The sequence below is a fragment of the Janthinobacterium sp. 61 genome, from assembly GCF_002846335.1.
Classification (GTDB): domain Bacteria; phylum Pseudomonadota; class Gammaproteobacteria; order Burkholderiales; family Burkholderiaceae_D; genus Janthinobacterium.
In genome coordinates this window covers 2,362,228-2,385,315 of record NZ_PJMQ01000001.1, presented here as the reverse complement: position 1 = coordinate 2,385,315, position 23,088 = coordinate 2,362,228, and the positions used below count along the sequence as shown (strand labels likewise).

General features: G+C 62.3%; 23 protein-coding genes. 13 read left to right on the top strand and 10 right to left on the bottom strand.

From position 1 onward, the window contains the following. The first annotated feature begins 11 nt into the window (after positions 1–11). Complete coding sequence (locus CLU92_RS10905; RefSeq protein ID WP_180338494.1) at positions 12–2,012, top strand: diguanylate cyclase domain-containing protein; 2,001 nt, start codon at positions 12–14, stop codon at positions 2,010–2,012. 6 nt (positions 2,013–2,018) lie between these two features. On the opposite strand, the gene CLU92_RS10900 is transcribed toward CLU92_RS10905, so the two are convergent. The 3 genes from CLU92_RS10900 to CLU92_RS10890 all read right to left on the bottom strand — a co-directional run bounded on the left by CLU92_RS10900 (position 2,019) and on the right by CLU92_RS10890 (position 4,632). Next, a complete protein-coding gene (locus CLU92_RS10900; protein ID WP_101481906.1) occupies positions 2,019–2,936 on the bottom strand; it encodes a pyridoxal-phosphate dependent enzyme in 918 nt (305 codons plus the stop codon). 78 nt (positions 2,937–3,014) lie between these two features. Then, the gene (locus CLU92_RS10895) at positions 3,015–3,518 is read right to left on the bottom strand and encodes a MarR family winged helix-turn-helix transcriptional regulator (protein ID WP_101481905.1); all 504 of its coding nucleotides are present in this window, start codon (positions 3,516–3,518) and stop codon (positions 3,015–3,017) included. 355 nt (positions 3,519–3,873) lie between these two features. After that, positions 3,874–4,632: a DeoR/GlpR family DNA-binding transcription regulator gene (locus CLU92_RS10890; protein WP_101481904.1), complete on the bottom strand. Its 759-nt coding sequence runs from the start codon at positions 4,630–4,632 to the stop codon at positions 3,874–3,876. A 194-nt stretch (positions 4,633–4,826) separates the two neighbouring features. On the opposite strand from CLU92_RS10890, the gene glpD reads away from it, so the two are divergent. The 8 genes from glpD to glpK all read left to right on the top strand — a co-directional run bounded on the left by glpD (position 4,827) and on the right by glpK (position 14,057). After that, positions 4,827–6,398: a glycerol-3-phosphate dehydrogenase gene (gene glpD, locus CLU92_RS10885; protein ID WP_257561053.1), complete on the top strand. Its 1,572-nt coding sequence runs from the start codon at positions 4,827–4,829 to the stop codon at positions 6,396–6,398. Between the two features lie 81 nt (positions 6,399–6,479). Then, positions 6,480–7,598, top strand: a complete 1,119-nt coding sequence (locus CLU92_RS10880; RefSeq protein ID WP_101481903.1) for an ABC transporter ATP-binding protein — start codon at positions 6,480–6,482, stop codon at positions 7,596–7,598. A 1-nt stretch (position 7,599) separates the two neighbouring features. Continuing rightward, positions 7,600–8,691, top strand: coding sequence for an ABC transporter ATP-binding protein (locus CLU92_RS10875; RefSeq protein WP_101481902.1), 1,092 nt, complete (start codon positions 7,600–7,602; stop codon positions 8,689–8,691). Then, positions 8,691–9,575 carry a carbohydrate ABC transporter permease gene (locus tag CLU92_RS10870; protein WP_034754965.1) on the top strand — a complete coding sequence of 295 codons (885 nt, stop codon included), beginning with the start codon at positions 8,691–8,693 and terminating at the stop codon, positions 9,573–9,575. The genes CLU92_RS10875 and CLU92_RS10870 overlap by 1 nt, the downstream gene beginning before the upstream one ends. Then, complete coding sequence (locus tag CLU92_RS10865) at positions 9,572–10,378, top strand: carbohydrate ABC transporter permease (protein ID WP_373917817.1); 807 nt, start codon at positions 9,572–9,574, stop codon at positions 10,376–10,378. Before CLU92_RS10870 ends, CLU92_RS10865 begins: the two co-directional genes overlap by 4 nt. A 28-nt stretch (positions 10,379–10,406) precedes the next feature. Further along, positions 10,407–10,682, top strand: coding sequence for a DUF2160 domain-containing protein (locus tag CLU92_RS10860; protein WP_034779613.1), 276 nt, complete (start codon positions 10,407–10,409; stop codon positions 10,680–10,682). 72 nt (positions 10,683–10,754) lie between these two features. Beyond that, the gene (locus CLU92_RS10855; protein WP_101481901.1) at positions 10,755–12,482 is read left to right on the top strand and encodes an ABC transporter substrate-binding protein; all 1,728 of its coding nucleotides are present in this window, start codon (positions 10,755–10,757) and stop codon (positions 12,480–12,482) included. Positions 12,483–12,563: 81 nt separating this feature from the next. Further along, positions 12,564–14,057 (top strand): glycerol kinase GlpK, encoded by a 1,494-nt coding sequence (gene glpK, locus CLU92_RS10850; protein WP_101481900.1) that lies wholly within the window; start codon positions 12,564–12,566, stop codon positions 14,055–14,057. Between the two features lie 4 nt (positions 14,058–14,061). Here the strand turns inward: glpK and CLU92_RS10845 are convergent, their stop codons facing one another. The 4 genes from CLU92_RS10845 to CLU92_RS10830 are packed head-to-tail and all read right to left on the bottom strand — an operon-like array spanning position 14,062 to position 16,900. Continuing rightward, positions 14,062–14,436: a hypothetical protein gene (locus CLU92_RS10845; protein WP_101481899.1), complete on the bottom strand. Its 375-nt coding sequence runs from the start codon at positions 14,434–14,436 to the stop codon at positions 14,062–14,064. Continuing rightward, complete coding sequence (locus CLU92_RS10840; RefSeq protein ID WP_180338493.1) at positions 14,433–15,617, bottom strand: alpha/beta hydrolase-fold protein; 1,185 nt, start codon at positions 15,615–15,617, stop codon at positions 14,433–14,435. The genes CLU92_RS10845 and CLU92_RS10840 overlap by 4 nt, the downstream gene beginning before the upstream one ends. A gap of 20 nt (positions 15,618–15,637) precedes the next feature. Continuing rightward, positions 15,638–16,201: a YdcF family protein gene (locus CLU92_RS10835; RefSeq protein WP_243858008.1), complete on the bottom strand. Its 564-nt coding sequence runs from the start codon at positions 16,199–16,201 to the stop codon at positions 15,638–15,640. A gap of 54 nt (positions 16,202–16,255) precedes the next feature. Further along, on the bottom strand, positions 16,256–16,900 hold the full coding sequence (locus CLU92_RS10830; RefSeq protein WP_257561052.1) for a cysteine hydrolase family protein: 645 nt from the start codon (positions 16,898–16,900) through the stop codon (positions 16,256–16,258). A 113-nt stretch (positions 16,901–17,013) separates the two neighbouring features. Here CLU92_RS10830 and CLU92_RS10825 point away from each other — a divergent pair, with 113 nt between their 5' ends. Then, the gene (locus tag CLU92_RS10825) at positions 17,014–18,012 is read left to right on the top strand and encodes a GlxA family transcriptional regulator (RefSeq protein ID WP_180338492.1); all 999 of its coding nucleotides are present in this window, start codon (positions 17,014–17,016) and stop codon (positions 18,010–18,012) included. Here the strand turns inward: CLU92_RS10825 and CLU92_RS10820 are convergent. After that, positions 17,989–18,849 (bottom strand): tetratricopeptide repeat protein, encoded by an 861-nt coding sequence (locus tag CLU92_RS10820; protein WP_143452601.1) that lies wholly within the window; start codon positions 18,847–18,849, stop codon positions 17,989–17,991. The two genes, CLU92_RS10825 and CLU92_RS10820, sit on opposite strands and share 24 nt — an antisense overlap. Positions 18,850–18,963: 114 nt before the next feature. Between CLU92_RS10820 and CLU92_RS10815 the strand changes: the two genes are divergently transcribed. Continuing rightward, positions 18,964–19,728, top strand: coding sequence for an AraC family transcriptional regulator (locus CLU92_RS10815; protein WP_101481895.1), 765 nt, complete (start codon positions 18,964–18,966; stop codon positions 19,726–19,728). 58 nt (positions 19,729–19,786) lie between these two features. Then, complete coding sequence (locus CLU92_RS10810; protein ID WP_101481894.1) at positions 19,787–20,731, top strand: DMT family transporter; 945 nt, start codon at positions 19,787–19,789, stop codon at positions 20,729–20,731. On the opposite strand, the gene CLU92_RS10805 is transcribed toward CLU92_RS10810, so the two are convergent. Next, positions 20,697–21,044, bottom strand: a complete 348-nt coding sequence (locus CLU92_RS10805; RefSeq protein ID WP_101481893.1) for a hypothetical protein — start codon at positions 21,042–21,044, stop codon at positions 20,697–20,699. The two genes, CLU92_RS10810 and CLU92_RS10805, sit on opposite strands and share 35 nt — an antisense overlap. 148 nt (positions 21,045–21,192) lie before the next feature. Further along, the gene (locus CLU92_RS10800; protein WP_034754979.1) at positions 21,193–21,693 is read right to left on the bottom strand and encodes an Lrp/AsnC ligand binding domain-containing protein; all 501 of its coding nucleotides are present in this window, start codon (positions 21,691–21,693) and stop codon (positions 21,193–21,195) included. A gap of 105 nt (positions 21,694–21,798) precedes the next feature. Between CLU92_RS10800 and CLU92_RS10795 the strand changes: the two genes are divergently transcribed. Then, positions 21,799–23,088, top strand: a complete 1,290-nt coding sequence (locus CLU92_RS10795; RefSeq protein WP_101481892.1) for a D-amino acid dehydrogenase — start codon at positions 21,799–21,801, stop codon at positions 23,086–23,088.

Genomic DNA, 23,088 nt, shown 5'->3' with positions numbered 1-23,088 from the left:
CGACGATGCGTATGAGACTGCGTAAATTGCTGCGCCGACGCCTGCCGGCCAGCCTGAAGGCGCGCATGAGCGTGGTCGTCTTCCTGCTCGTGCTGGCTGCCGTGGCCTCGTTGGCGCTGGCCACCCTGAGCGTGGCCGAGCGCGGCATGCGCGACGTGACTGGGCGCCAGCAGTACGTATCGCTGGCCAGCGCCGCCGTCTTCATCGAAGAAGAACTCGACGCCAAGCGCAATGTGCTGCGCGCGATGGCGGACAGCCTGGCGGCCAGCGGCGCGCACGATGGCGCCAGCCTGCAGCGCTTCCTGGGTGCGCAAACGGTGCTGGGCAAGGAGTTTTATACGGCCGGCGTGGTTGGTATCGATGGTGTTGTCCTGGCCACCCTCAGCCCCTTCAAGCCGCAGGCGGGACTGAACCTGAAGGGACGTCCCTACTTTGATCAGACGCTGGCGACCCGGCGCTCGGTGATCTCCGCGCCGCTCAATGGCAGCATTTCCGGCATGCCCATCGTGGTGGTGACGCAGCCCGTGTTCGATGCGCAGGGCGCCATGCGCTATGTGCTGGCGGCCAGCGTGAACCTGCGCCAGCCCGATTTCCTGGGGCGCCTGGGCGCGCTCAAGCCGGGCACGGGCGGCTACCTGTACATCATGACCAGTGAAGGCGTCATCGTCGAGCATCCGGACAAGTCGCGCATCATGCAGCGTATCGAGGCGAATGGCCCCGTCAGCGAACCGACCCGGCGCGCCATGCAGGGCTTCGAGGGCTGGCTGACGGGCACCACCACGCATGGTGTCGATGCCTTGTTTGCTTACCACCGCATTGCCGGCACGGGCTGGATACTGGCCTCGGTTTATCCGATGAATCAGGCTTTCGCGCCACTGCATGCGATGCGCAGCAAGATATTGCTGGCTGCCGTGCTGCTGGCGGTGCTGGCCGGATTGGCCGGCTGGCGCGTGGTGCTGCGTTTGCTGCAGCCACTGGAACGCCTGCGCCGCCAGGTGCACCAGATCCGCCGCCAGCGCCTGGGCATCGAGGCGCTGCAAATCGAACGGCGCGATGAAATCGGTGACTTGAGCCGTGATTTCTACTCGCTGGTGGCCGAGCGCGAAATCGCCGAGGCGCAGACGCGCGACAGCGAGCGGCGCTTGAAGCTGCTGACGGACCATGTACCCGTGGTGATCGTCTACATCGACCGCGAGCACCGCTACCAGTTCATCAACGCCACGTTTGAAAAATGGTTCGGCCGGTCGCGCAAGGAAAGCATGATGCAGTCGATACGCGATGTGCTGGGCGAAGAAGCGTATCAATTGCGCGAAGCCTACCTGCAGCGCGCCTTCGCGGGCGAGGAGGTCGAATATGAATTCAGCATTGATGGCGAGGGGGAGGCGGGCCAGCGTGCCTTCCAGACCAGCTATGTGCCCGATGTGGGCGAGAGCGGCACGGTGGAAGGCGTGTATGGCCTGATCCACGAAATCACCAAGACCAAGGCGGTGCATACGGCGCTGCAGTTTGCCGCCGCCACCGACATACTGACGGGCATCGCCAACCGCCGCCGCTTCGACGAACAACTGGCGCAAAGCATGCAGCGTACGCGCGCTGCGCGCGCGCCGATGGCGCTGGCCTATCTCGATATCGACCGCTTCAAGGCCATCAACGATAGCCTGGGCCACCATGCCGGCGACGAGGTGCTGAAGGAATTTGCCGCGCGCCTGGTGCGCAGCGTGCGCGCCAGCGACCTGGTGGCGCGCCTGGCCGGTGATGAATTCGTGATCATTCTCGAAGGCGTAAACAGCGCGACCGAAGTGCGCCAGATCGGCGCGAAGATCATCGATGCCATCCGCCACCCCTTCGACCTGGCCAGCGGCCCGCTGCCGGTGACGACCAGCATCGGCATCGCCATCTTCCGCGAAGGCGCGCTGACGCCGGCGCAGTTGCTGGACCTGGCGGACCAGGCCTTGTATGCCGCCAAGGGGCAGGGCCGCGATGGCGTGGCGCTGCTTGAGGCGGCGCCGTAGGCGGCGTTACAGGGCGGCGCTCCAGTGGTCAAGCTGCTGCGTGGTGGCAGTGACGCCGCCACAGACGATGACCAGCACATTGCGGTAGGGCGCCAGTTCCGGCGCCTTGCCGTAGACGGCGGCCAGCGCGGCGCCGCAGGCCGGCTCCACCACCAGGCGCTGGTCGCTAATAAAGCGCTGGCAGGCATCGACGGCGGCCCGGTCCGAGACCACCACGCTGTGCAGCAGACGCGTCTGGCTGATGGCGTAGGCTTGCGCGCACACCTGGCGCGCGGCCAGCGAAGTGGCGATGCTGTTCACGGCGGGAAGGGCCACGTGTTCGCGCGCGGCCACGGCGGCGGCCAGCGAGGCGGCGCCTTCGGTTTCCACGGCCACCAGGGCCACGTCGTCCCAGCCGTTGCGCTGCAAGCCTTCGGCCACGCCGGCCAGCAGACCGCCGCCGCCCACTGACAGCACGACCGCATCCGGTTTCAGGCCCGCGCTGGCCACTTCATCGATCATGCCCGCGTGGCCTTGCCACAGCAGCGGGTCATCGAAGGGATGCAGGAAAGCGTCTTGCGGCGTGAGCATGGCTTGCGCCAGCGCGTTGGCTTCTTGCCAGGCGGTGCCATGCACGATGACTTCGGCGCCTTCCTGCGCGATCAGAGCCCTGGCCCGCGCACTGGTCGTTTCTGGCACCACGACGATGACGGGAATGCCCAGCTGGCGTCCCGCGTAGGCCACGGCGATGCCGGCATTGCCACCGGAAGAAGAGATGAAACGACTGGCGCCGCGCCGCGCGTATTCTTCGCAGGCGAGGCCGATGCCGCGGATCTTGAAGGAGCCGGGGGGCTGCAAGGCTTCGAGCTTGAGCCAGATCGCGCGTTCGCTGTGCAGGCTCAGGGCGCGCGAGTTGAGCAGAGGGGTTTCGATGTGCAGGGCCATGCGTGTTCCTGGTAGACGGTCAGGCCAGCATCATAGCCGAAGCGCCCGAGCTACCGTCTCACCCTTGCCCAAGTCGCTTTAATTCAGGGGTGCGCTCTTGAGCTGATGTGTGCGCGCCACTTCCTTCATCGCTTCGAGCAGGTCGTCGCGCAGCTGGCGCGGCAGCTTGCCGAAGAATTCCTCGTCGTTCTGGTCTGCCATCTCGGCCAGCACGGGCACCAGCGCTTCACCTTCCGTGGTCAGTTCGATCGAATGCTGACGGCGGTCCGCCAGCAGGATCGACTTGCTGACCATGCCCTTGCTTTCCAGGCGGTCGATCAGCTTCGACACGGCGCCCTTGCTCATGCCGGACACTTGCGCCAGCACCGTGGGCGAGGTGCAGCCCAGGCGGAACATTTCACGCAGCACCACCCATTCGGACACCGTCACGCCATTGGCTTCCGCTTTTTTCTGGAAGCTGTGGGAAACGTGGTTGGACACGAAACGCAGCCAGTAACCGAGATGGGCTTCCAGTTCGCTGACGGGAACGCTGTTGGGGTGGGCGGCTTGCGGCGAGGCGGCCGTTTCAAAACTATGGCTCATTTTATTTCCTTCACTGGGCGGCGTTACGGGCATGGTCAAGGCCTTCACGCTTGCTGTCGAGTGGTTTGTTTGGGAACAATCATCGTGCTTGAGGTAGTTCTAACACTGTTTTCACAGGAAATCACCGACCGGCAAAGAGTTTTTCCTTATTTCCTTGCTCTGGATAGATAAAAAGCAATATCAAGCAAATAATCGTATTGCCGGAGAGGAAGATTAAAAAAATAACTCATGTTGCCTCAATGGTAACAGCTTTTTTACTGAATTGATAAATATTTCATATCATTCGCTGCGCTTGCCTCTACCTGCCGTATTGGCTGCGCGACAGTGCGTGTTTTCATGCCGATATGCCGGCCGCTCAGGCCACCACCAGCTTCACGCCTGCGTCGCGCAGTACGTCGGTAAAGCGGGCCGGCGGAGGCGCATCCGTAAACAAGATATCGATTTGCGCGAGGTCGGCCAGTCGCACCAGCGCCTTGCGGCCGAATTTATGCTGGTCGGCTACCAGCCACACTTCGCGCGACTGCTCGATGATGGCTTGCGCCACCTTCACTTCACGCGCATCGAAGTCACGCAAGCTGCCGTCTTCGTCGATGCTGGAAATGCCGATGATGCCGATGTCGACCTTGAACTGGCGGATGAAGTCGATGGTGGCTTCGCCCACGATGCCGCGGTCGCGCCCGCGCACCACGCCGCCCGCCACGATGACTTCGCAGGCGGCATTGTCGGCCAGGATGGCCGCCACGTTCAGGTTGTTCGTCACCACGTGCAAGCCCGTGTGCCGGCCCAGCGCGCGCGCCACTTCCTCGGTAGTGGTGCCGATATTGATCAGGAGCGAACAGCCATGCGGCACTTGCGCCGCCACGGCGGCGGCGATGCGCCGCTTGGCTTCGCTGTTGAATACCTGGCGCTGGTTGTAATCGATATTTTCCACGGACGAGGGCAAGCCCACGCCACCGTGATAGCGGGCCAGCAGGCGCGCCTCTTCCATCTGCTTGACGTCGCGCCGCACGGTTTGCGGAGTGACGTCGAGTTGCTGGGCCAACTCCTCTACCGACATGGTGACTTTCTGGCGCACCACTTCAAGCAAGCGGCGCTGGCGGGGATTCAAATTCATGAGCGTGTCTCTTTAAAATTTCACAAACGAACAAAATCGAACAAATGCGGGTAAAAATATGTTGCTATGAGTTCGATTTATGGCGTAATCTTATCCATATTGAATTCGTATGACATCAGTATTGATCTTAACCACAGTCGCCGGGTGTGCCTAGTCTTTCTTGGTCGCCTGTCCTTGATAACGATGGAGTTCCGATGGCTTCAGTACAGCAGGGAATCGACGCAGTGCCGGAGCCGGCGATGGCATGCGACCTGCTGGTGGTGGGCGGCGGCATCAACGGGGCCGGCATCGCGCGCGACGCGGCCGGGCGGGGCCTGTCCGTGGTGCTGTGCGAAAAAGACGACCTCGCTGCCCACACCTCGTCCGCTTCCACCAAGCTGATACACGGCGGCCTGCGCTACCTCGAATACTATGAGTTCGGCCTCGTGCGCAAGGCGCTGATCGAGCGTGAAGTGCTGCTGCGCTCGGCGCCGCACATCATGTGGCCGCTGCGCTTTGTCATGCCGCATGCGCAGGGCCAGCGCCCGGCCTGGCTGATACGTGCCGGCCTGTTTCTCTACGACATGCTGGCAAAGCGCGAAATCCTGCCTGCCTCGCACGGCATCGACCTTGAGCGCCACGCGGCGGGAAAACCGTTAAAACCCCAGTTCAAGCGCGGCTTCGTGTATTCCGATGGCTGGGTCGACGATGCGCGCCTGGTGGTGCTCAACGCCATCGATGCGGCAGACAAGGGCGCGCACGTACTGACGCAGACGCGCTGCACGGCCCTCTCACGCGAGGGTGCGGGCGAGAACGAAACCTGGCTGGCCACCTTGCAACACGCCGGCGGCAGGCAGACGCTGGTGCGCGCGCGCAGCGTCGTGAATGCGGCCGGGCCATGGACGGCCGAGTTCCTGCAGCAGGCGGCGCCCGGTGGTACGGGCCGCCATTTGCGCTTGATCAAAGGTAGCCATATCGTCGTCAAGCGCCTGTTCGCGCATGATCATGCGTATATCTTCCAGCATCCGGACGGACGCATCGTGTTTGCCATTCCTTACGAGCATGATTTCACCCTGATCGGCACCACAGATCTCGATTACCACGGCGATAGCGGCAAGGTGGAAATCGATGACGAGGAAATTCGTTACTTGTGCGAGCTTTCCAGTTACTATTTCAGCAAGCCCGTCGTGCCTGCCGACGTGGTCTGGACGTATGCAGGCGTGCGTCCGCTGGTGGAAGACGCGGCGGCCGATGCCAAGGCCGTCACGCGCGATTACCGCTTCGAGCTGGAGCAGGGCGGTGCACCGCTGCTTAGTGTTTTCGGCGGCAAGATCACGACCTTCCGCAAGCTGGCCGAGGAAGCACTCGATCTGCTGGCGCCCTTGCTGGGCAATACGCGGCCAGCCTGGACGGCTAACGCCTGCCTGCCCGGCGGCGATGTGTTCGGCAGCACGCCGCAGAACAGGTCGGTGCGCGAGTTCGACCAGTTCGTGCAAGGCTTGCAGGGCGAGTACCCCTGGCTGCCGGCGGCGCTGGTGGCGCGCTATGCGCGCGCCTACGGCACGCGCATCCATGTGCTGCTCGATGGGTGCAAGAACGTGGCGGCCATGGGCGAGGAAATCGCCGCCGGCCTGTACGCGGCGGAAGTCAATTATTTGCGGCGCCATGAATGGGCCGTCAGCGCGGCCGACATCCTGTGGCGGCGCTCCAAGCTGGGCCTGCACCTGCCGCGCGAGACGGCGGGCAGGCTCGACGCCTGGCTGTTGCAGCATCCGTTGGTGTCGTAAGAAGAGCGCAGAATACGTTGGCGACCGCGCCCCGCAGAGGGTGCGGCGAAGAATAAGAAACCATCACTGGAGGAGAAGCGCGTGCAACTGGTACTGGACAAGATCAGCAGGAAGCAGGGGGCTGACGACTTTTTATATCCGATGTCGCTGGCGCTGGTGCCGGGCGCCATCAACGTCTTGCTGGGCACCACGCGTGCCGGCAAGACGACCCTGATGCGCGTGATGGCGGGCCTGGACAAGCCCAGCGGGGGCACAGTGACTGCCGACGGCGTCGACGTGACGGGCGTGCCCGTCAGCCGCCGCAATCTGGCCATGGTGTACCAGCAATTCATCAACTATCCGGCCTTCACCGTCTACGACAATATCGCCTCGCCCTTGCGCCTGCGCAAGGTGCCCGAGGAACAGATCCGCGCGAAAGTGCTGGCGCTGGCCGAGCGCCTGCATATCACCCCGTATCTGCAGCGCACGCCCGGCGAACTGTCGGGCGGCCAGCAGCAGCGCACGGCGCTGGGACGCGCGCTGATCAAGGATGCCTCGCTGCTGCTGCTCGATGAGCCGCTCGTCAACCTCGATTACAAACTGCGCGAGGAACTGCGCCGTGAATTGACGGAACTGTTTTCCAGCGGCAGCACGACGGTCGTGTATGCCACCACGGAACCGCTGGAAGCGCTGCAGCTGGGCGGTCACGTGGCCGTGCTGCACGAGGGACGGCTGCTGCAGCAGGGGCCGACCCTGGACGTCTTCAACGCCCCCAATTCCATCGCCGTGGCGCGCACCTTCAGCGATCCGCCGATCAACCTGATTCCTGCGCGCGTGGATGCGCAGGGCGTGGCGCAGGCGGCTGATGGTCTGGCGATTCACCTGAGCGGCGAGCAGCGCGCCCGCCTGGGCGACAGCCGCGACGTGATTCTCGGCGTGCGCGCCCACAGCCTGCATTTATCTCCCCAGTCCGATGGCGACGTGGCCATCGCGGCACAGGTGGACCTGGCAGAAATCAGCGGCTCGGAAACCTATGTGCACGCGCGCCGCGGCGAGCTGGCTCTGGTGGCGCAGCTCGGTGGCGTGCACAACCTGGACATCGGCAGCGCCTGCACTGTGTATTGCCAGCCGCATGCCTTGCTGATATTCGCGGACGATGGCGGTTTGCTGTTCGCTCCAGGCGCCGTAGCGTCGGGCGTCGCTACGTCGGGAGGAGCTTGACATGGCGCGCATTGAACTGGTCGACCTGGCCCACGCCTACAAACCGAACCCGACGGAACCCACCGACTACGCGCTGCGGCCCATGAGCATGGCGTGGCATGACGGCGGTGCCTATGCCTTGCTGGGACCATCCGGCTGCGGCAAGACGACCTTGCTCAATATCATCTCCGGCCTGGTCAAACCGTCGCATGGCAAGGTGCTGTTCGACGGCAAGGATGTGACGCAGCTGCCCACCGAGGCGCGGAATATCGCGCAAGTGTTCCAGTTTCCCGTCATCTACGACACCATGACCGTGCACGACAACCTGGCGTTTCCGCTGCGCAATCGCGGCTGGAAAGAGATTGACGTGAAAAAGCGCGTGCAGCAGGTAGCGCAAATGCTGGAGTTGACGGGCGACTTGAAATTGCGCGCCAGTGGTCTGTCCGTGGACGCCAAGCAAAAGATTTCCCTGGGACGTGGCCTCGTGCGCCCTGACGTGGCGGCCGTGCTCTTCGACGAACCGCTGACGGTGATCGACCCGCATTTGAAATGGCTGCTGCGCAGAAAGTTGAAGGAAATCCACCACGAACTGAAATTGTCATTGATCTACGTCACGCACGACCAGGTGGAAGCCTTGACCTTTGCCGACCAGGTTGTCGTCATGACGCAGGGTGAAGTGGTGCAGACGGGCAGCGCGCAAGCGCTGTTCGAGGAGCCCGAGCATACGTTTGTCGGCTATTTCATCGGCAACCCGGGCATGAACTTGCTCGATTGCGCGCTGGACGATGGCGGCTTGCGCGTGGCGGGACAGGCACTGTCGGTGTCCGCCGCCGCCCGCGCGGCTCTGCTAGGGGCGCAAGGGAAAATCACGCTCGGTGTGCGGCCTGAATTCGTTGAATGCCTGCCGGCAGGCGAGGGTAGCGAGCACTGCCTGGACGCGACGGTCACGGCCGTACGCAATATGGGCACGCATTACCTGGCGGAATTCCAGCTGGGTGGCGCGATGGTGGCGGCCAAGCTGCGCGCCATCGACGCTGTCGTCGGGAATGCTGTGCGGCTGCGCTTTCCGCCGCAACGCACCTTGTTCTATGTCAACGATAAGCGGGTGGCCTGATGATACATAATGGTAAAACCGATAACAACCGCCGCGCCTGGTTATTGATCCTGCCAGTGCTGCTGTGCGTGGCCTTTTCCGCCATCCTGCCTTTGATGACCGTGGTGAACTATTCCGTGCAGGATATCCTGAGCCCCACGCAAAAGGTATTTGTAGGCACCGAGTGGTTCCGCATGGTCATGCTGGACGGCGACTTGCACAGCGCCTTGCTGCGCCAGCTGCTGTTTTCCGGCTCCGTGCTGGCGATCCAGATTCCGCTGGGCATTCTGATCGCCCTGTGCATGCCGGCCGATGGCTGGAAGGCGTCGCTGGCGCTGGTGCTGATCGCGCTGCCGCTCCTGATTCCCTGGAACGTGGTGGGCACCATCTGGCAAATCTTCGGCCGCGGCGACATCGGCCTGATGGGCTATACCCTGAACCAGCTGGGCTTTGATTACAACTACAACGGTAATTCGCTCGACGCCTGGCTGACGGTGATGGTGATGGATATCTGGCACTGGACGCCCTTGGTGGTGCTGCTGTGCTATGCGGGCTTGCGCGCCATTCCCGACGCGTATTACCAGGCGGCCCGCATCGACGGCGCTTCGCGCCTGGCCGTGTTCCGCTACATTCAGCTGCCCAAACTGCGCAATGTGCTGATGATCGCCGTGTTGCTGCGCTTCATGGACAGTTTCATGATTTACACGGAACCGTTCGTGCTGACGGGCGGCGGGCCGGGCAATGCCACCACCTTTTTGTCGCAATACCTGACGCAAAAGGCCGTGGGCCAGTTCGACCTGGGGCCGGCTTCCGCCTTTTCCCTGATCTATTTCCTTATCATCCTGCTGTTCTGCTTTGTGCTGTACACGTGGATGCAGCGCGTCGGCACGGGAGACCAGAAATGATGCACAAGAAAATGAGCAGCGCCATCCTCGCCGTCTTTTTGCTCGCGTCCCTGTTGCCCATCTACTGGATGCTCAACATGTCGCTCAAGACCAACGAGGAAATCGTGGGGGTCTTGAGCCTGTGGCCCCGGCAACTGACGTTCGCCAACTACCACACGATCTTCACGGACCGGTCCTGGTACAGCGGCTACATCAATTCCATGATTTACGTGGCCTTGAACATGGTGATGTCGGTCACTGTCGCCTTGCCGGCCGCGTATGCGTTTTCGCGCTACAACTTTGTCGGCGACAAGCATCTGTTCTTCTGGCTGTTGACCAACCGCATGACGCCGCCCGCCGTCTTCCTCGTGCCCTTCTTCCAGCTGTATTCGACGGTGGGCCTGATGGATACGCACCTGGCCGTGGCGCTGGCGCACATGGTCTTCAACGTGCCGCTGGCCGTGTGGATACTGGAAGGCTTCATGTCCGGCGTGCCGAAGGAAATCGACGAGACGGCGTATATCGACGGCTACAGCTTTCCCCGTTTCTTCATCCGCATCTTCTTGCCGATGATCAAGTCGGGCGTGGGCGTGACGGCCTTCTTCTGCTTCATGTTCAGCTGGGTGGAATTGCTGCTGGCGCGCACCTTGACTTCCGTCAATGCCAAGCCGATTGCCGCCACCATGACGCGTACCGTGTCGGCTGCCGGCATGGATTGGGGCGTGCTGGCGGCCGCGGGCGTGCTGACCATCGTGCCCGGTGCGCTGGTGATCTGGTTCGTGCGGCATTACATTGCCAAGGGTTTTGCGATGGGGAGGGTGTGACATGGAAAATACCGATAGCACGGCCAGCCTGTTCGGCTGGATGGCCTGGACGCCGGAAGTGGCCATCTTTTTCATTTGCATCGGCTTGATGCTGGCCGGCATGACGGTGTGGCAAATCCGCTCGCCCAGCATAGAGCGCAAGGGCTTTTTGCCCATGCCGACCACGCGCGGCGACCGGCTGTTCATCGGCTTGCTTACGGCCGCCTATGTCAACCTGGCGTGGGCCGGTTTCACGGAAATGCAGCAGGCCATCGGGGCTGCCATCAGTTTTGTACTTTTATTAGTGGTAATGCGTTGGGGGTGAGCCGGCTTGCCGGTGTTGATGGAGGCCGGACCGTCAGCAGGCGGCCGGCAATACAATAAAAGGAGATTCACGATGAAATTGAAGTTCACGGTCTTCGCGGCTGCGGCCATGCTCGTGTCGAATGCGGCCCTGGCGGACGCCAAGCAGGCGCAAACCTGGATCGACAAGGAATTCCAGCCATCCAGCCTGAGCAAGCAGCAACAGCTTGCTGAAATGAAATGGTTCATCGATGCGGCGGCCAAGCTGAAAGCCAAGGGCATCAAGGAAATTTCCGTGGTCTCGGAAACCATCGACACCCACGTCTACGAATCGAAGACCTTGGCCAAGGCATTCGAGGAAATCACGGGCATCAAGGTGCGCCACGACATCATCCAGGAAGGCGATGTGGTGGAAAAGCTGCAAACGTCCATGCAGTCGGGCAAGAGCATCTATGACGGCTGGATTTCCGATTCCGACCTGATCGGCACGCATTACCGCTACGGCGCAGTCGAACCGCTGTCCGACTACATGGCAGCCAAGGGCAAGGAATTCACGAACCCGGGCCTGGACTTGAAGGATTTCATCGGCATCAGTTTTACCACGGCGCCGGACGGCAAGGTGTATCAATTGCCCGATCAGCAATTTGCCAATCTGTACTGGTTCCGTGCCGACTGGTTCGCGCGCAAGGACTTGCAAGCCAAGTTCAAGGCCAAGTATGGCTACGAGCTGGGCGTGCCGCAAAACTGGTCCGCGTATGAAGATATCGCCGACTTTTTTACCAATGACGTGAAGGAACTGGACGGCAAGAAAGTCTATGGCCACATGGATTATGGCAAGAAAGATCCGTCCCTGGGCTGGCGTTTCACCGATGCCTGGCTGTCGATGGCTGGCGCAGCCGACAAGGGCATTCCGAACGGCATGCCGGTTGACGAGTGGGGCATCAAGGTGGCGGCCGACAAGTGCACGCCCGTGGGCGCATCGATGTCGCGCGGCGGTGCCACCAATTCGCCGGCGGCCGTGTTTGCGCTGACGAAATATATCGACTGGATGAAGAAATATGCGCCGCCGCAGGCGAACGGCATGAATTTCTCGGAATCGGGCCCCGTGCCGGCGCAGGGCGAAATTGCCCAGCAAATCTTCTGGTACACGGCATTTACGGCTGGCATGACGAAACCTGGCTTGCCAGTGGTCAACAAGGACGGCACGCCGAAATGGCGCATGGCGCCGTCGCCCCACGGCCCGTACTGGAAAGAGGGCATGCAGAATGGCTACCAGGACGTCGGTTCCTGGTTCCTGTTCAAGTCCACGCCGGACGACCGCAAGGCAGCCGCCTGGCTGTACGCGCAATTCGTCACGTCGAAAACCGTGTCGCTGAAGAAATCGATTGTCGGCCTGACTTTCATTCGCGATTCCGACATTCGCCACGATTACTTCACGAAGCACGCGAACGAATACGGCGGCTTGATCGAGTTCTATCGCAGCCCGGCCCGCGTGGCATGGACACCGACGGGCAACAACGTGCCCGACTATCCGAAGCTGGCGCAGTTGTGGTGGAAAAACGTGGCCACGGCCATCACGGCGGAAAAAACGCCGCAAGCCGCCATGGATAACCTGGCCGAGGAAATGGACCAGGTCATGGCGCGCCTGCAGCGGGCCGGCATGAAGGCCTGCGCGCCCAAGCTCAATGCCAAGGGCGATCCGAACCAGTACTTGTCGGATCAGCATGCCCCATGGAAAAAGCTGGCGAATGAAAAGCCGAAGGGTGAAACGATTGCCTACGATAAATTATTGCAGGCTTGGAAAGAAGGCAAGGTAAGGTAGTCGTGTAAACTTCCGCCGCCGTTGTCCCGGGGCACGGGCGTTTGCCTGTGCCCCTTTCACTGTAAAGACGTAGTAGCGACCATGACCAAATACATACTTGCTTTAGATCAAGGCACCACCAGTTCGCGCGCCATCCTGTTTGACCATGCGGGGCGGCCGCACGCCAGCGCGCAGCGCGAATTTCGCCAGATTTTTCCCCAGCCGGGCTGGGTCGAGCATGACGCGGGCGAAATCTGGGCTTCGCAAGAGGGCGTGCTGCAGCAGGTGCTGCGCGACAGCGGCGTGGCCGTATCCGACGTGGCCGCCATCGGCGTGACCAACCAGCGCGAAACGACGGTGTTGTGGGACCGCGCCACGGGCGAGCCTGTCGCCAACGCCATCGTGTGGCAAGACCGGCGCAATGCGGCTTATTGCGAGCAACTGGTCGAGCAGGGCAAGGCGGACCTGATCCAGCGCAAGACGGGCCTGGTGCTGGACGCCTATTTTTCCGCCACCAAATTGAAATGGCTGCTCGACAACGTTCCCGGCGCCCGCGCGCGCGCCGAGCGGGGCGAGCTGGCCTTCGGCACTGTCGACAGCTGGCTGATCTACAAGATGAGCGGCGCCCACTTGACGGACACGAGCAACGCGGCGCGCACCATGCTGTTCAACATCCATACCCTGCAATGGGACACGGATTTGCTGGCGCTGCTGGACATTCCCGCCGCGCTGCTGCCCGACGTCGTGCCATCGAGCGGCGTGGCCGCTCACACGCATGCGGCACTGTTGGGCGTGTCCGTGCCGATCGCCGGCATCGCGGGCGACCAGCAGGCGGCCACGTTTGGCCAGGCCTGTCTGAAACCGGGCATGGCGAAGAATACCTACGGCACCGGCTGCTTCATGCTGATGAACGTGGGCAAGCGCCCCTTGCCCTCGAAAAACCGGTTGTTGACGACGGTGGGCTGGAGCCTGGGGCCGGGAACAAATAAAACTGACTACTTGCTCGAAGGTAGCGCCTTTATCGCGGGCGCGGCCGTGCAATGGATGCGCGATGGGCTGGGCATCATCCGCGACTCGTCCGAAGTGGAAGCGCTGGCTACCAGCGTGCCCGATTCGGGCGGCCTGGTCTTCGTGCCCGCATTCGCGGGACTCGGCGCACCGTACTGGGACCCGTATGCGCGCGGCACCCTGATCGGCATCACGCGCGGCACGGGCAAGGCGCACATCGCGCGCGCCGCATTGGAAGGCGTGGCCTACCAGAACGTGGACGTCCTGTCCGCCATGCAGGATGACGCGGGCATCGCGCTATCCGAGTTGCGCGTGGACGGCGGCGCGGCGCGCAACGACATGCTGATGCAGTTCCAGGCCGACATCTTGAATGTGCCCGTGGTGCGCCCCGTGGTGACGGAAACGACGGCCCTGGGCGCGGCCTACCTGGCGGGCCTGGCCGTGGGTTTCTGGGAATCGCAGGAAGAAATCGCCGCCCAGTGGCAGGTGGGACGCCGTTTTGAACCGGCCATGGCGGCCGACGAGCGCCTGACGCGGCTGCACAAATGGCAGCGCGCCGTGGAGCGCTCGCGCGACTGGAGCGAGTGACGGCTTACTGGCCTGGCCTTGTCATAAGCCTTGCTACACGCTTCAGCAGGCCCGGCAGCAACAGGGCCGCGCCTGCGGCACACAGGGCGCTGGCGGCATAGGCTATGCTCGCTGTGATCGATGGCGTTGCAAATGCCAGCGCGAAACTGCCATACAGCACCGCGCCGCACAGCGCGCCCGCGCAGGACGACAGCCAGTGGCCATGCGCCACGTCCACACGCCGCGCCAGCGCGCCAAAGGCGGCGATGCACACCCCCAGCATCAGCACGCCAAACAGATACAGGCTTGCAGCGGCGCCAATCGGCTCCGCATCGGCGGCGGCCAACGACGGCACGGCAAGCAAGCTCGTCAGGATGAAACCGAGGCTGAAGGCGATCATGGGCGCTGCACCGGTGCATCTTGCGACAGGGCCAGCAGTGAGCGGCTCCAGACATTGCTCCACGTATTCATGCTATGACCGCTGGGCACGTAGGTTTCCTGCACCAGGGCGCCGCGTGCGCGCAGGTTCGTGGTCACGGTACGCGCATTGACATGGTAGGACGTTTCTAGCAGGCCGGCGCCTACGAAGACGCGGCGCGCCGGCAGGCGGGTATCCGTGCGCGATTGCCACTGCGCCGGCGACATGATAATGGCGCCACTGAATACATCGGGCTTGTCCAGTAGCATATCGAGTGCCCACGCGCCGCCATTCGAATAGCCTGCGCTGTAGCGCGCTAGCGGAGCAGCCTGTCTTTCTATCTGCTGCACCAGCGTGACTGTGACAAAGTGCATGAAGGCGTCATAACGGGCCGGATTGTAGCCAAATAATAATTCTTCAATGCGGATGTTAATCGCATGTTCCTTATCCTCCGATGCATGAATGCCCACAAAAACAAATCGGCTCAAATCGCGTTTATCGAGCAGTGCTCTTTTGACCATGAATTCGAGTGACTTGCCATCGGCCGTGTAAATTACCTGGCATGGCGCTACGCTTAGCAGGCATGCATCACCTTTGATGACGGTGATCTTGCGCATGCCGAATTCCTGGTTGATTTCAAATGCGTGTTCGGTCAGTTCCATGCCCGCATTCTTGAGCACGGATTTATCTATGTTGCTGAGTGGGTCAGGAAATTGCCCGCTGCCATTGTAGGTAATGCTACGGCTGGAAGGTTGGGCTACATTCATTAGGGATAGTTCCAGCAGCGATTTGTCCATCTCTTTCCAGCGAAACTTCGCTGCATAGATGCCATCGGCGATGGGGTCGAGATAAGCCTGTATGTCGCAGCACAGATAAGGCTTGCCTGCGTACTGAATATCGCCGGAGACGACCTTCGCGGCAAGCAACAGCGTATCGCCTTCAATATGGAGTGAAAAGTTTTGTTTTGCGGACAATGCCAGCGCTTTTTCCACATCCGTGCTGGCCAGCGCATCTTTGCACGGTGTGGCATAACCCGTGCTTTTATTGTCGGCGCTGCATTTCGTGAAATCGCGCAAGGCGATTTCTTCTATTTTCTGGGCAAAGCCGGAATTGAGGACGCCGCAGGCGGCAATAAAAGAAAAAACCAGTAGCAATTTCCGCATGTATTCCATCCCCTTTATAATTAGTGGTGAAAAGAATAATACACTGCATAGCCTGCCGTTTCCCGGGGAATTGAATATAAATCGCGCAGCTCAAAATAGGGCGCATGCACATTGCCGCTGACGGCTATGCCGGCCCGCGCCAGAGCCAGCCGGAAGCGGGGCACGTGAAAGTATTGCGTGGCTACCATGGCTGTCTTCCAGCCGTGCGCGCGCATGAGAAGCGCCGTATTGCGCGCCGTGGCATCCGTGGTCCAGCCTTGATTATCCTCGATGATGGCGCTGGCCGGCACGCCGTGCTTGACCAGGTAGCGGGCCATGGAAGCCGCTTCGTCGAACCCTTCCTTGCCCGTCGCACCGCTGACAAGGATGCGCGGCGCCCTGTGTTGCTGGAACTGCTTGAGCGCCACGTCGAGCCGCGCCTGCAGGCGGGGACTGGGCGTGCCGTCCGGCATGATCGTATTGCCGGGCACGACGATCACGTCGGCGGGCGCCAGCTTGTCGTTGAGTCCCGCCAGCACCAGCGCTGTCGTGGCCAGCAGGAAAACCCCCGCAGTCGTTAAGCCCAGCACAGTTATTTTTCGCATTGTTCATCGTCAAGTAGGGAATGGACGCATGATACCCGTCCATTCCCGCCGGCGTCAGTTCGCCTGCGCCTTGCGCGCGCGCTGGTTCGACAGATAAATATTGTCCTTTTCCAGCGGCTTGCCTTCTCGCACGGCAGCCAGCCAGTCCTGCGTGCTGACGACGGCGGCGAAATTCGAATGAAACACGGTGCTGAAGACGCGGTGGATTTCCTCGGCGCTGGCCGTGCCGCCCGCGTTGGCGTAGGACAGGGTGCCGGTGGCGTCTTGCAGGAATTCCACCTGCAAGCCGTCGTGCGCGGCGTGGTAGATGGTGGCGGCGTCGCAGTTGTGGGTCATGTAGCCGATTACCGTTAGGGTATCGATGCCATGGTCCTCCAGCCAGGCGCGCAAGTCCGTACCCGCAAAGGCGCTGCCCATGGTCTTGTTGATGCGGTGGTTGGCGGGGAAGGCGGCCACTTGCGGATGCAGCAGCCAGCCATCGCTGCCTTTGGCAAAGATGGGGGAGGCTTCCGGCGCGTCGTGCTGGACGACGATCACGGGCACGCCGGCGGCGCGGGCGGCGGCCATGGCGGTGACGATATTCGGCAGGGATATCTCGACGGACGGATATTCGATGGGCATGTCGCCCGTGAAGTATTCATTTTGCACATCGATGACGAGCAGGGCGCGGCGCGCGGTGGTGGATATTTCGGTGGACATGGGTTCTCCTGGCAAGGTTGAAAGGAGGAATTAGCTCCTCGATAAGGCCATTGTCAGGCCGCGCGATGCAAACAAAAAGTGGCCCAAAGGACTTTATGCGATAAAATCGGGCCATGCCTACTATTCCCGCTTCTTCCGCTCCCTTGAGCATCGCCGTGATCGCTTTCGACGGCATGACGCCATTTCACCTGTCCGTGCCTTGCCTCGTGTTTGGCGCCCAGACGGACGAGGCCGATCTGCCGCAGTTTCATGTGCGCGTGTGCGCCGCCGATCCCGCGCCCTTGCGCACGACGGCCGGCTTTGCCATTACGCCCGAGTTCGGACTGGAAGGGCTGGAGGGCGCCGATATCGTCATCATGCCGGCCTGGCACGACGATTGCCGCGATGCGCCGCAGCCCCTGGTCGCGGCGCTGCAGGCGGCCGGCCGGCGCGGGGCGCGCATGGTGGGACTGTGCCTGGGCGCGTTTCCCCTGGCGCAGGCAGGCTTGTTGGATGGCAAGCGCGCGGCCACACATTGGGGCATGGCGGAGCGGCTGGCGGCCCGTTATCCCAAGGTCAGGGTGGACCGGGAAGTGCTGTATGTGGACGATGGCGCCGTGCTGACGTCGGCCGGCGTAGCGGCCGGCCTCGATTGCTGCCTGCATCTGTTGCGCCAGCTGGCGGGCGCCGAGGTGGCCAACAGGGTGGCGCGCCGCTTGCTGGTGGCGCCGCACCGCCAGGGCGGGCAGGCGCAATTCATCGAGCGCCCGCTGCCCGTGTCCGGCAGCGAAGGGCGCTTTGCCGACGTGCTCGCTAGCGTGACCGCCAAGCTGGACCAGGCGCACAGCATCGACGCGCTGGCCGAACAGGCTGCCATGAGCCGGCGCAACTTCACGCGCCACTTCCGCCAGGCCATGGGTACCTCGTTCAAGCAGTGGCTGCTGAGCCAGCGCCTGGCGCATGCGCAAGGCTTGCTGGAAAAAAGCGCCGCCTCGATCGATGTCGTGGCGCAAGAGGCCGGCTTCGGCACGGCCCTGTCCCTGCGCCAGCATTTCCGCGCCAGCCTGCAGACGTCGCCTTCGGCGTATCGCAAGCTGTTCCGGCAGCAACTAAGCCATGCCCGACAACCATAGCGCTGCCGGGTCGCGGCTGCCCTGGGGCAGCCTCGCGCTGACGGCGATTTGCCGTGCAATGAAGGCGGCCGGCTCGAAAGCGTAGCGCTCCTGGAAGGACACGGTTTCCGCGCTCATCAGTTCCGCATACGTCTGCATCAGGGTCGAGGCGCAACGGTAGTTGCCGTGCTCCAGATAGCTTTCTATGGCGGCCAGCAGCACGGGGTAGTCCGTATTCTCCTTGCTGCCGCCAAAGTTGAACGACAGCTGCCCGCAGGCGCGCCAGATGGGATCAAGTTCCCCATCCGGCACCGGCTGCGTGCGCAGCCATTGCAAGGCCTTGAATGGCGGGCCGCCAAAGGACGGTGGCGATATGATCGCCTGGATGGCCACCTTGACGGCTGCATCGGTTCTTCCCGCGCGCACATACTGGCCATGCAGCAGTACCAGCGCATCCGTATATTCGGGAACGATGGCCAGCGCCGCTTCCAGCAGGGCGATGGCCTCGTCCGGGTTGCGCTGGGCGATCTGTTCCTTGGCCGCCAGGAAGGCGGCGCGCGGCGAGGCGGGGTCGTCGGCCAGCGAGGGCGTGGCGACGTACTCGTCCTCCGCAGCCGCATGGGCTTGCAAAAACGCCGCCAGGCTGGAAAAGTGCGGCTGGATACGCCATTCGTCGTGCCAGGTTTCGACGACGATCGGTTCGGCCCCTTCGCGGCCGATGGGCCAGTACAGGCCGAAGGTGTCGCCATTGCCCAGCGCACCTTCGAAGAAGGGGGCGAAGCCGAGCGGTGGATACGCTGTGGTGTGTTGCCAGTCTTTTTCCACCGAAATGTGGGCGAGGTTCGCAGGTCGTTGCATGGAGGTAGGGAAAGATAAAATGCCAGTGTAGGGCAAGTGGGCAGCGCCAGGCGCGCGTCTCGGTGCACCTGCCTGCTGATAAAATGGGGGATTCTTCGCCCAGGCGGCCTCGCCATGTCCAGCACACCACACTCTGCCATCGACTTCAGCTTTCGCAGCTATGCGGAAATCGGCGCGCCGAACCGGCACGATTTCGTGCAACTGGTGCTGCCCCTGCATGGCCAGCTGTTGCTGGACATCGACGGCAGGCCGGGGAAGGTGGATACGCAGCTGGGCGTGGTGATCCCGGCCAATACATGGCATGCCCAGCATAGCCAGGTGGCCAACCACTCCATCATCCTCGATGTGGATGCGGCCACCGTGGCCAGGGGCTGCTGGCAGTTGCTGCTGGAGCGTCCCTATACGGCGATCGGGCCGGGCGCCCGCAAGCTGATCGAATACCTGGGCCTGATGGCGCAGCAGGAGGCGCTGACGCCGGCCATCGTCACGGCCTGGACGCCGCTATTGCTCGATACCTTGCTGGTGGGAGACCCGCAGCCCCGTTCGCGCCTGGGGGCGCTCATTGCCCGTGTGCAAGCCGAGCCTGGCTTGCCCTGGTCGACGGCGTCGATGGCGCGCTTCGCCAACCTCAGTGTCAGCCGCCTGCACGCGTTGTTCCGCGAGGAAATGGGTGCCAGTCCACATGCCTGGCTGTTGCAGCAGCGCATGGCGCGCGCTTGCGAACTGCTTGCCGCCAGCGACGCCAGCCTAGCCGGGATCGCGCTGGCGGCCGGCTTTTCCGAGCAGAGCGCGCTGACGCGGGCCATGCGCGACAGCATGGATGTCACGCCTGCCGCCTACCGGCGCGCATGTCGCGAGAAACGGTCAACAAGGCAGTAGCTGGTGCCAAGAATGGACGCGGCAGACTTGCCACAATCTCCTTTTCAGGAGATTGAACATGCATCAAGAAAACAAGAGCCTGCTGGGCATGCTGGCCGGCATAGCCGCGGGCGCGCTATGGGGGCTGGTGTTCCTGGCGCCGGCGCTGATCCCCGCCTTCCAGCCGCTGGAACTGTCCGTGGGCCGCTACCTCGCGTATGGCCTGATCGCGGCCGTGCTGGTCGCGCCGTCGTGGCGGCGCCTGCTGCGCGTACTGACCTGGCGCGAATGGCGCGGGCTGATCTGGCTCAGCCTGACAGGCAATATCGTGTATTACGTGCTGCTGGCCAGCGCCGTGCAGGCCGGTGGCGTGGCCATGACGTCGATGGTGATCGGCTTGCTGCCGCTGGTCGTCACGCTCGTGGGCAGCCGCGACCGGCATGCCGTGCCGTTACGGCGCCTGCTTCCCTCGCTACTGCTGAGCGCAGCCGGGTTGGCCTGCATTAGCTGGCAGTCGCTCGGGCATGCGGGCCATGCATCCCTGTTGGGTTTGCTGTGTGCGCTGGCTGCGCTGCTGTCGTGGACGGTGTATGCGGTCGGTAACAGCCGCTGGCTGGGGCGGTTGCGCTCGGTCTCGGCGCAGGAGTGGAATTTGCTGACGGGCGTGGTCACGGGTGGTGCCGCGCTGCTGCTGGCCATTCCCGTCGCACTTGCCGCGCCCGCCGCGCATGCCGACATGGCCTGGCTGCAGTTTGCCGGCGTTGTCACGGGTGTCGCGCTGCTGTGTTCCGTCGTTGGCAATGGCTTGTGGAACCATGCCAGCCGGGTCTTGCCGCTGACCCTGATGGGGCAGATGATTGTGTTTGAATTCCTGTTTGCCTTGCTGTACGGCTATCTGTGGGAGCAGCGCTGGCCCACGCTTGCCGAGGCTGCGGCCAGCATGCTGTTACTGGCGGGCGTGGTGGCTTGCGCTGCGGCGCATCGGCCGCCTACTTGCGTGGCTCGTGTATCCGGAATTTCCTGACGACACCCGCCTGGTCGAACATGACAGCCACTTCGCGCGTGCCTTTTTCGCCCAGCAGGGGGATCAGCCGCGTCACCTTGGGCGTTTGCAGCTGGTTCTTGTAGACCCAGACTTCATAGCCTGGATCGAAGCTGACCACGGTGGCGTTGCCCAGGGCCGCGTCGAGGTCGAGGCGGGTGGTCTTGCCGACCTTGATGTTTTGGTAGATGGCGCCATTGTCCGGCGCGCGGTTGACCTTGTATTCACTGGCGGTGCACATGGCCACGGCCAGGCCCGCGAGGCAGGAAGCTGCCAGTTTTATCAATGTGTTCATACGGACTCCCAATGTGCATCACTGCTTCCAATCTCAGAGGGGACGGGCGTGATGTCAGGAGGGAGTGTGCTTGGGTCGCCACGAATGTGCTACAAGATTATACAAAGGAGCATAAAACGATGCTGCCGGTACCGGCTGGCGCTACTTTTTACCTGCTCTGCAATACGTCGGTCGAGAGCGCCAGGGTTTCCTTGATTTCTTCCATCACCACATAGCTTTTCGATTGCGCGGCGCCCGGCAGTTGCAACAGCATGTCGCCCAGCAGCTTGCGGTACTCGGCCATTTCATGGATGCGCGCCTTGATCAGGTAATCGAAGTCGCCCGACACCAGGTGGCATTCCTGCACTTCGGGAATTTGCAGCACTTCGCGGCGGAATTGTTCGAAGGCAGACGCCGATTTTTGATTGAGCGTAATCTCCACAAAGACGAGCAGCTTGGCGCCCAGCGCGGCCGGGTTCACCTTGGCGTGGTAGCCCGTGATGACGCCGTCGCGCTCCATGCGCTTGACCCGCTCGATGCAGGGCGTGATCGACAGGCCCACCTGTTCGCCCAGGTCTTTCATCGAGATGCGGCCATCCTGTTGCAGGATGCGCAGGATGTGGCGGTCCAGCTTGTCGAGGCCACGTGCCGATTCTTTAAGGATTCTCATGATTTATTGCTGAATATCTCGATTTATACGTGAACAAATACTGGCTCTTTCCCAATATGATAGCGGTTAATCTGGCACCAGCCTAAAAAATATAATGAGGAAACTATGCGTATCGTGATTCTGGGTAGCGGCGTCATCGGCGTCACCAGTGCTTACTATCTGGCCAAGGCAGGACATGAGGTGACCGTCATCGACCGCCAGCCGGGCCCGGCACTGGAAACCAGCTTCGCGAATGCGGGGCAAATCTCGCCCGGCTACGCTTCGCCATGGGCCGCGCCCGGCATTCCCCTGAAAGCCGTGAAGTGGATGATGCAGCGCCACGCGCCACTGGCCATCTCGCTCGACGGCAGCGCCGCCCAGCTCAAATGGATGTGGCAGATGTTGCGTAATTGCACACCGGAAGCGTATGCGGTGAACAAGGAACGCATGGTGCGCCTGGCTGAATACAGCCGCGACTGCTTTAAAGTGCTGCGCGCGGAGGCCGGCATCACCTATGAAGGCCGCCAGCAAGGCACGATGCAATTGTTCCGTACCGAAAAGCAATACAACGACGCCGCCAAGGATATCGAAGTATTGAAAGACGCGGGCGTGCCGTATGAAGTGCTGCAGCGCAACGAGCTGTCGCGTGCCGAGCCGGCCCTGGAAGCGGTCAAGGAAAAACTGTTCGGCGGCTTGCGCCTGCCCAACGATGAAACGGGCGATTGCCAGCTGTTTACCACCCGCCTGTCCGAGATGGCCGAGGCGCTGGGCGTGAAGTTCCGTTACGGCGTGTCGATCGATGCCTTGCTCACGCAGGGAGATGAAATCGCTGGTGTGCAATGCGGCGCGGAAATCGTCAAGGCCGATTCCTATGTGGTGGCCCTGGGTTCCTACTCGACGGGCTTCATGAAACCGCTGCTGGATATTCCCGTGTATCCGCTGAAGGGCTATTCGATCACCGTGCCTATCGTCAACGCGGCGAAGGCGCCCGTGTCGACCATCCTCGATGAAACGTACAAGATTGCCGTGACGCGTTTCGACAACCGCATCCGCGTGGGCGGCATGGCGGAAATCGCCGGCTACAACCTGAACCTGAATCCGCGCCGCCGCGAAACCCTGGAAATGGTCGTCAACGACCTGTTCCCCGGCGGCGGCAACACGGCGGAAGCCACCTTCTGGACTGGTCTGCGCCCGATGACGCCGGACGGCACGCCGATCGTCGGCCGCACGCCGCTGCGCAACCTGTTCCTCAACACGGGCCACGGCACCCTGGGCTGGACCATGTCCTGCGGTTCGGCGCAATTGCTGGCCGACCTGATGTCGTCGAAACAGCCGGCCATTTTGGCCGACGACCTGTCTGTCAGCCGCTACAGCGGCGCGCAGCGCGGCGGCAAATTGCAATACGCGGGAGCCTGA

Excerpts from the sequence above, each read along its gene's own strand:
- CLU92_RS10905 (WP_180338494.1), top strand. The coding sequence starts at position 12 with ATGAGACTGCGTAAATTGCTGCGCCGACGCCTGCCGGCCAGCCTGAAG.
- CLU92_RS10900 (WP_101481906.1), bottom strand. The coding sequence starts at position 2,936 with ATGGCCCTGCACATCGAAACCCCTCTGCTCAACTCGCGCGCCCTGAGC.
- CLU92_RS10895 (WP_101481905.1), bottom strand. The coding sequence starts at position 3,518 with ATGAGCCATAGTTTTGAAACGGCCGCCTCGCCGCAAGCCGCCCACCCC.
- CLU92_RS10890 (WP_101481904.1), bottom strand. The coding sequence starts at position 4,632 with ATGAATTTGAATCCCCGCCAGCGCCGCTTGCTTGAAGTGGTGCGCCAG.
- glpD (WP_257561053.1), top strand. The coding sequence starts at position 4,827 with ATGGCTTCAGTACAGCAGGGAATCGACGCAGTGCCGGAGCCGGCGATG.
- CLU92_RS10875 (WP_101481902.1), top strand. The coding sequence starts at position 7,600 with ATGGCGCGCATTGAACTGGTCGACCTGGCCCACGCCTACAAACCGAAC.
- CLU92_RS10870 (WP_034754965.1), top strand. The coding sequence starts at position 8,691 with ATGATACATAATGGTAAAACCGATAACAACCGCCGCGCCTGGTTATTG.
- CLU92_RS10865 (WP_373917817.1), top strand. The coding sequence starts at position 9,572 with ATGATGCACAAGAAAATGAGCAGCGCCATCCTCGCCGTCTTTTTGCTC.
- CLU92_RS10855 (WP_101481901.1), top strand. The coding sequence starts at position 10,755 with ATGAAATTGAAGTTCACGGTCTTCGCGGCTGCGGCCATGCTCGTGTCG.
- glpK (WP_101481900.1), top strand. The coding sequence starts at position 12,564 with ATGACCAAATACATACTTGCTTTAGATCAAGGCACCACCAGTTCGCGC.
- CLU92_RS10845 (WP_101481899.1), bottom strand. The coding sequence starts at position 14,436 with ATGATCGCCTTCAGCCTCGGTTTCATCCTGACGAGCTTGCTTGCCGTG.
- CLU92_RS10840 (WP_180338493.1), bottom strand. The coding sequence starts at position 15,617 with ATGCGGAAATTGCTACTGGTTTTTTCTTTTATTGCCGCCTGCGGCGTC.
- CLU92_RS10835 (WP_243858008.1), bottom strand. The coding sequence starts at position 16,201 with ATGCGAAAAATAACTGTGCTGGGCTTAACGACTGCGGGGGTTTTCCTG.
- CLU92_RS10830 (WP_257561052.1), bottom strand. The coding sequence starts at position 16,900 with ATGTCCACCGAAATATCCACCACCGCGCGCCGCGCCCTGCTCGTCATC.
- CLU92_RS10825 (WP_180338492.1), top strand. The coding sequence starts at position 17,014 with ATGCCTACTATTCCCGCTTCTTCCGCTCCCTTGAGCATCGCCGTGATC.
- CLU92_RS10820 (WP_143452601.1), bottom strand. The coding sequence starts at position 18,849 with ATGCAACGACCTGCGAACCTCGCCCACATTTCGGTGGAAAAAGACTGG.
- CLU92_RS10815 (WP_101481895.1), top strand. The coding sequence starts at position 18,964 with ATGTCCAGCACACCACACTCTGCCATCGACTTCAGCTTTCGCAGCTAT.
- CLU92_RS10810 (WP_101481894.1), top strand. The coding sequence starts at position 19,787 with ATGCATCAAGAAAACAAGAGCCTGCTGGGCATGCTGGCCGGCATAGCC.
- CLU92_RS10805 (WP_101481893.1), bottom strand. The coding sequence starts at position 21,044 with ATGAACACATTGATAAAACTGGCAGCTTCCTGCCTCGCGGGCCTGGCC.
- CLU92_RS10800 (WP_034754979.1), bottom strand. The coding sequence starts at position 21,693 with ATGAGAATCCTTAAAGAATCGGCACGTGGCCTCGACAAGCTGGACCGC.
- CLU92_RS10795 (WP_101481892.1), top strand. The coding sequence starts at position 21,799 with ATGCGTATCGTGATTCTGGGTAGCGGCGTCATCGGCGTCACCAGTGCT.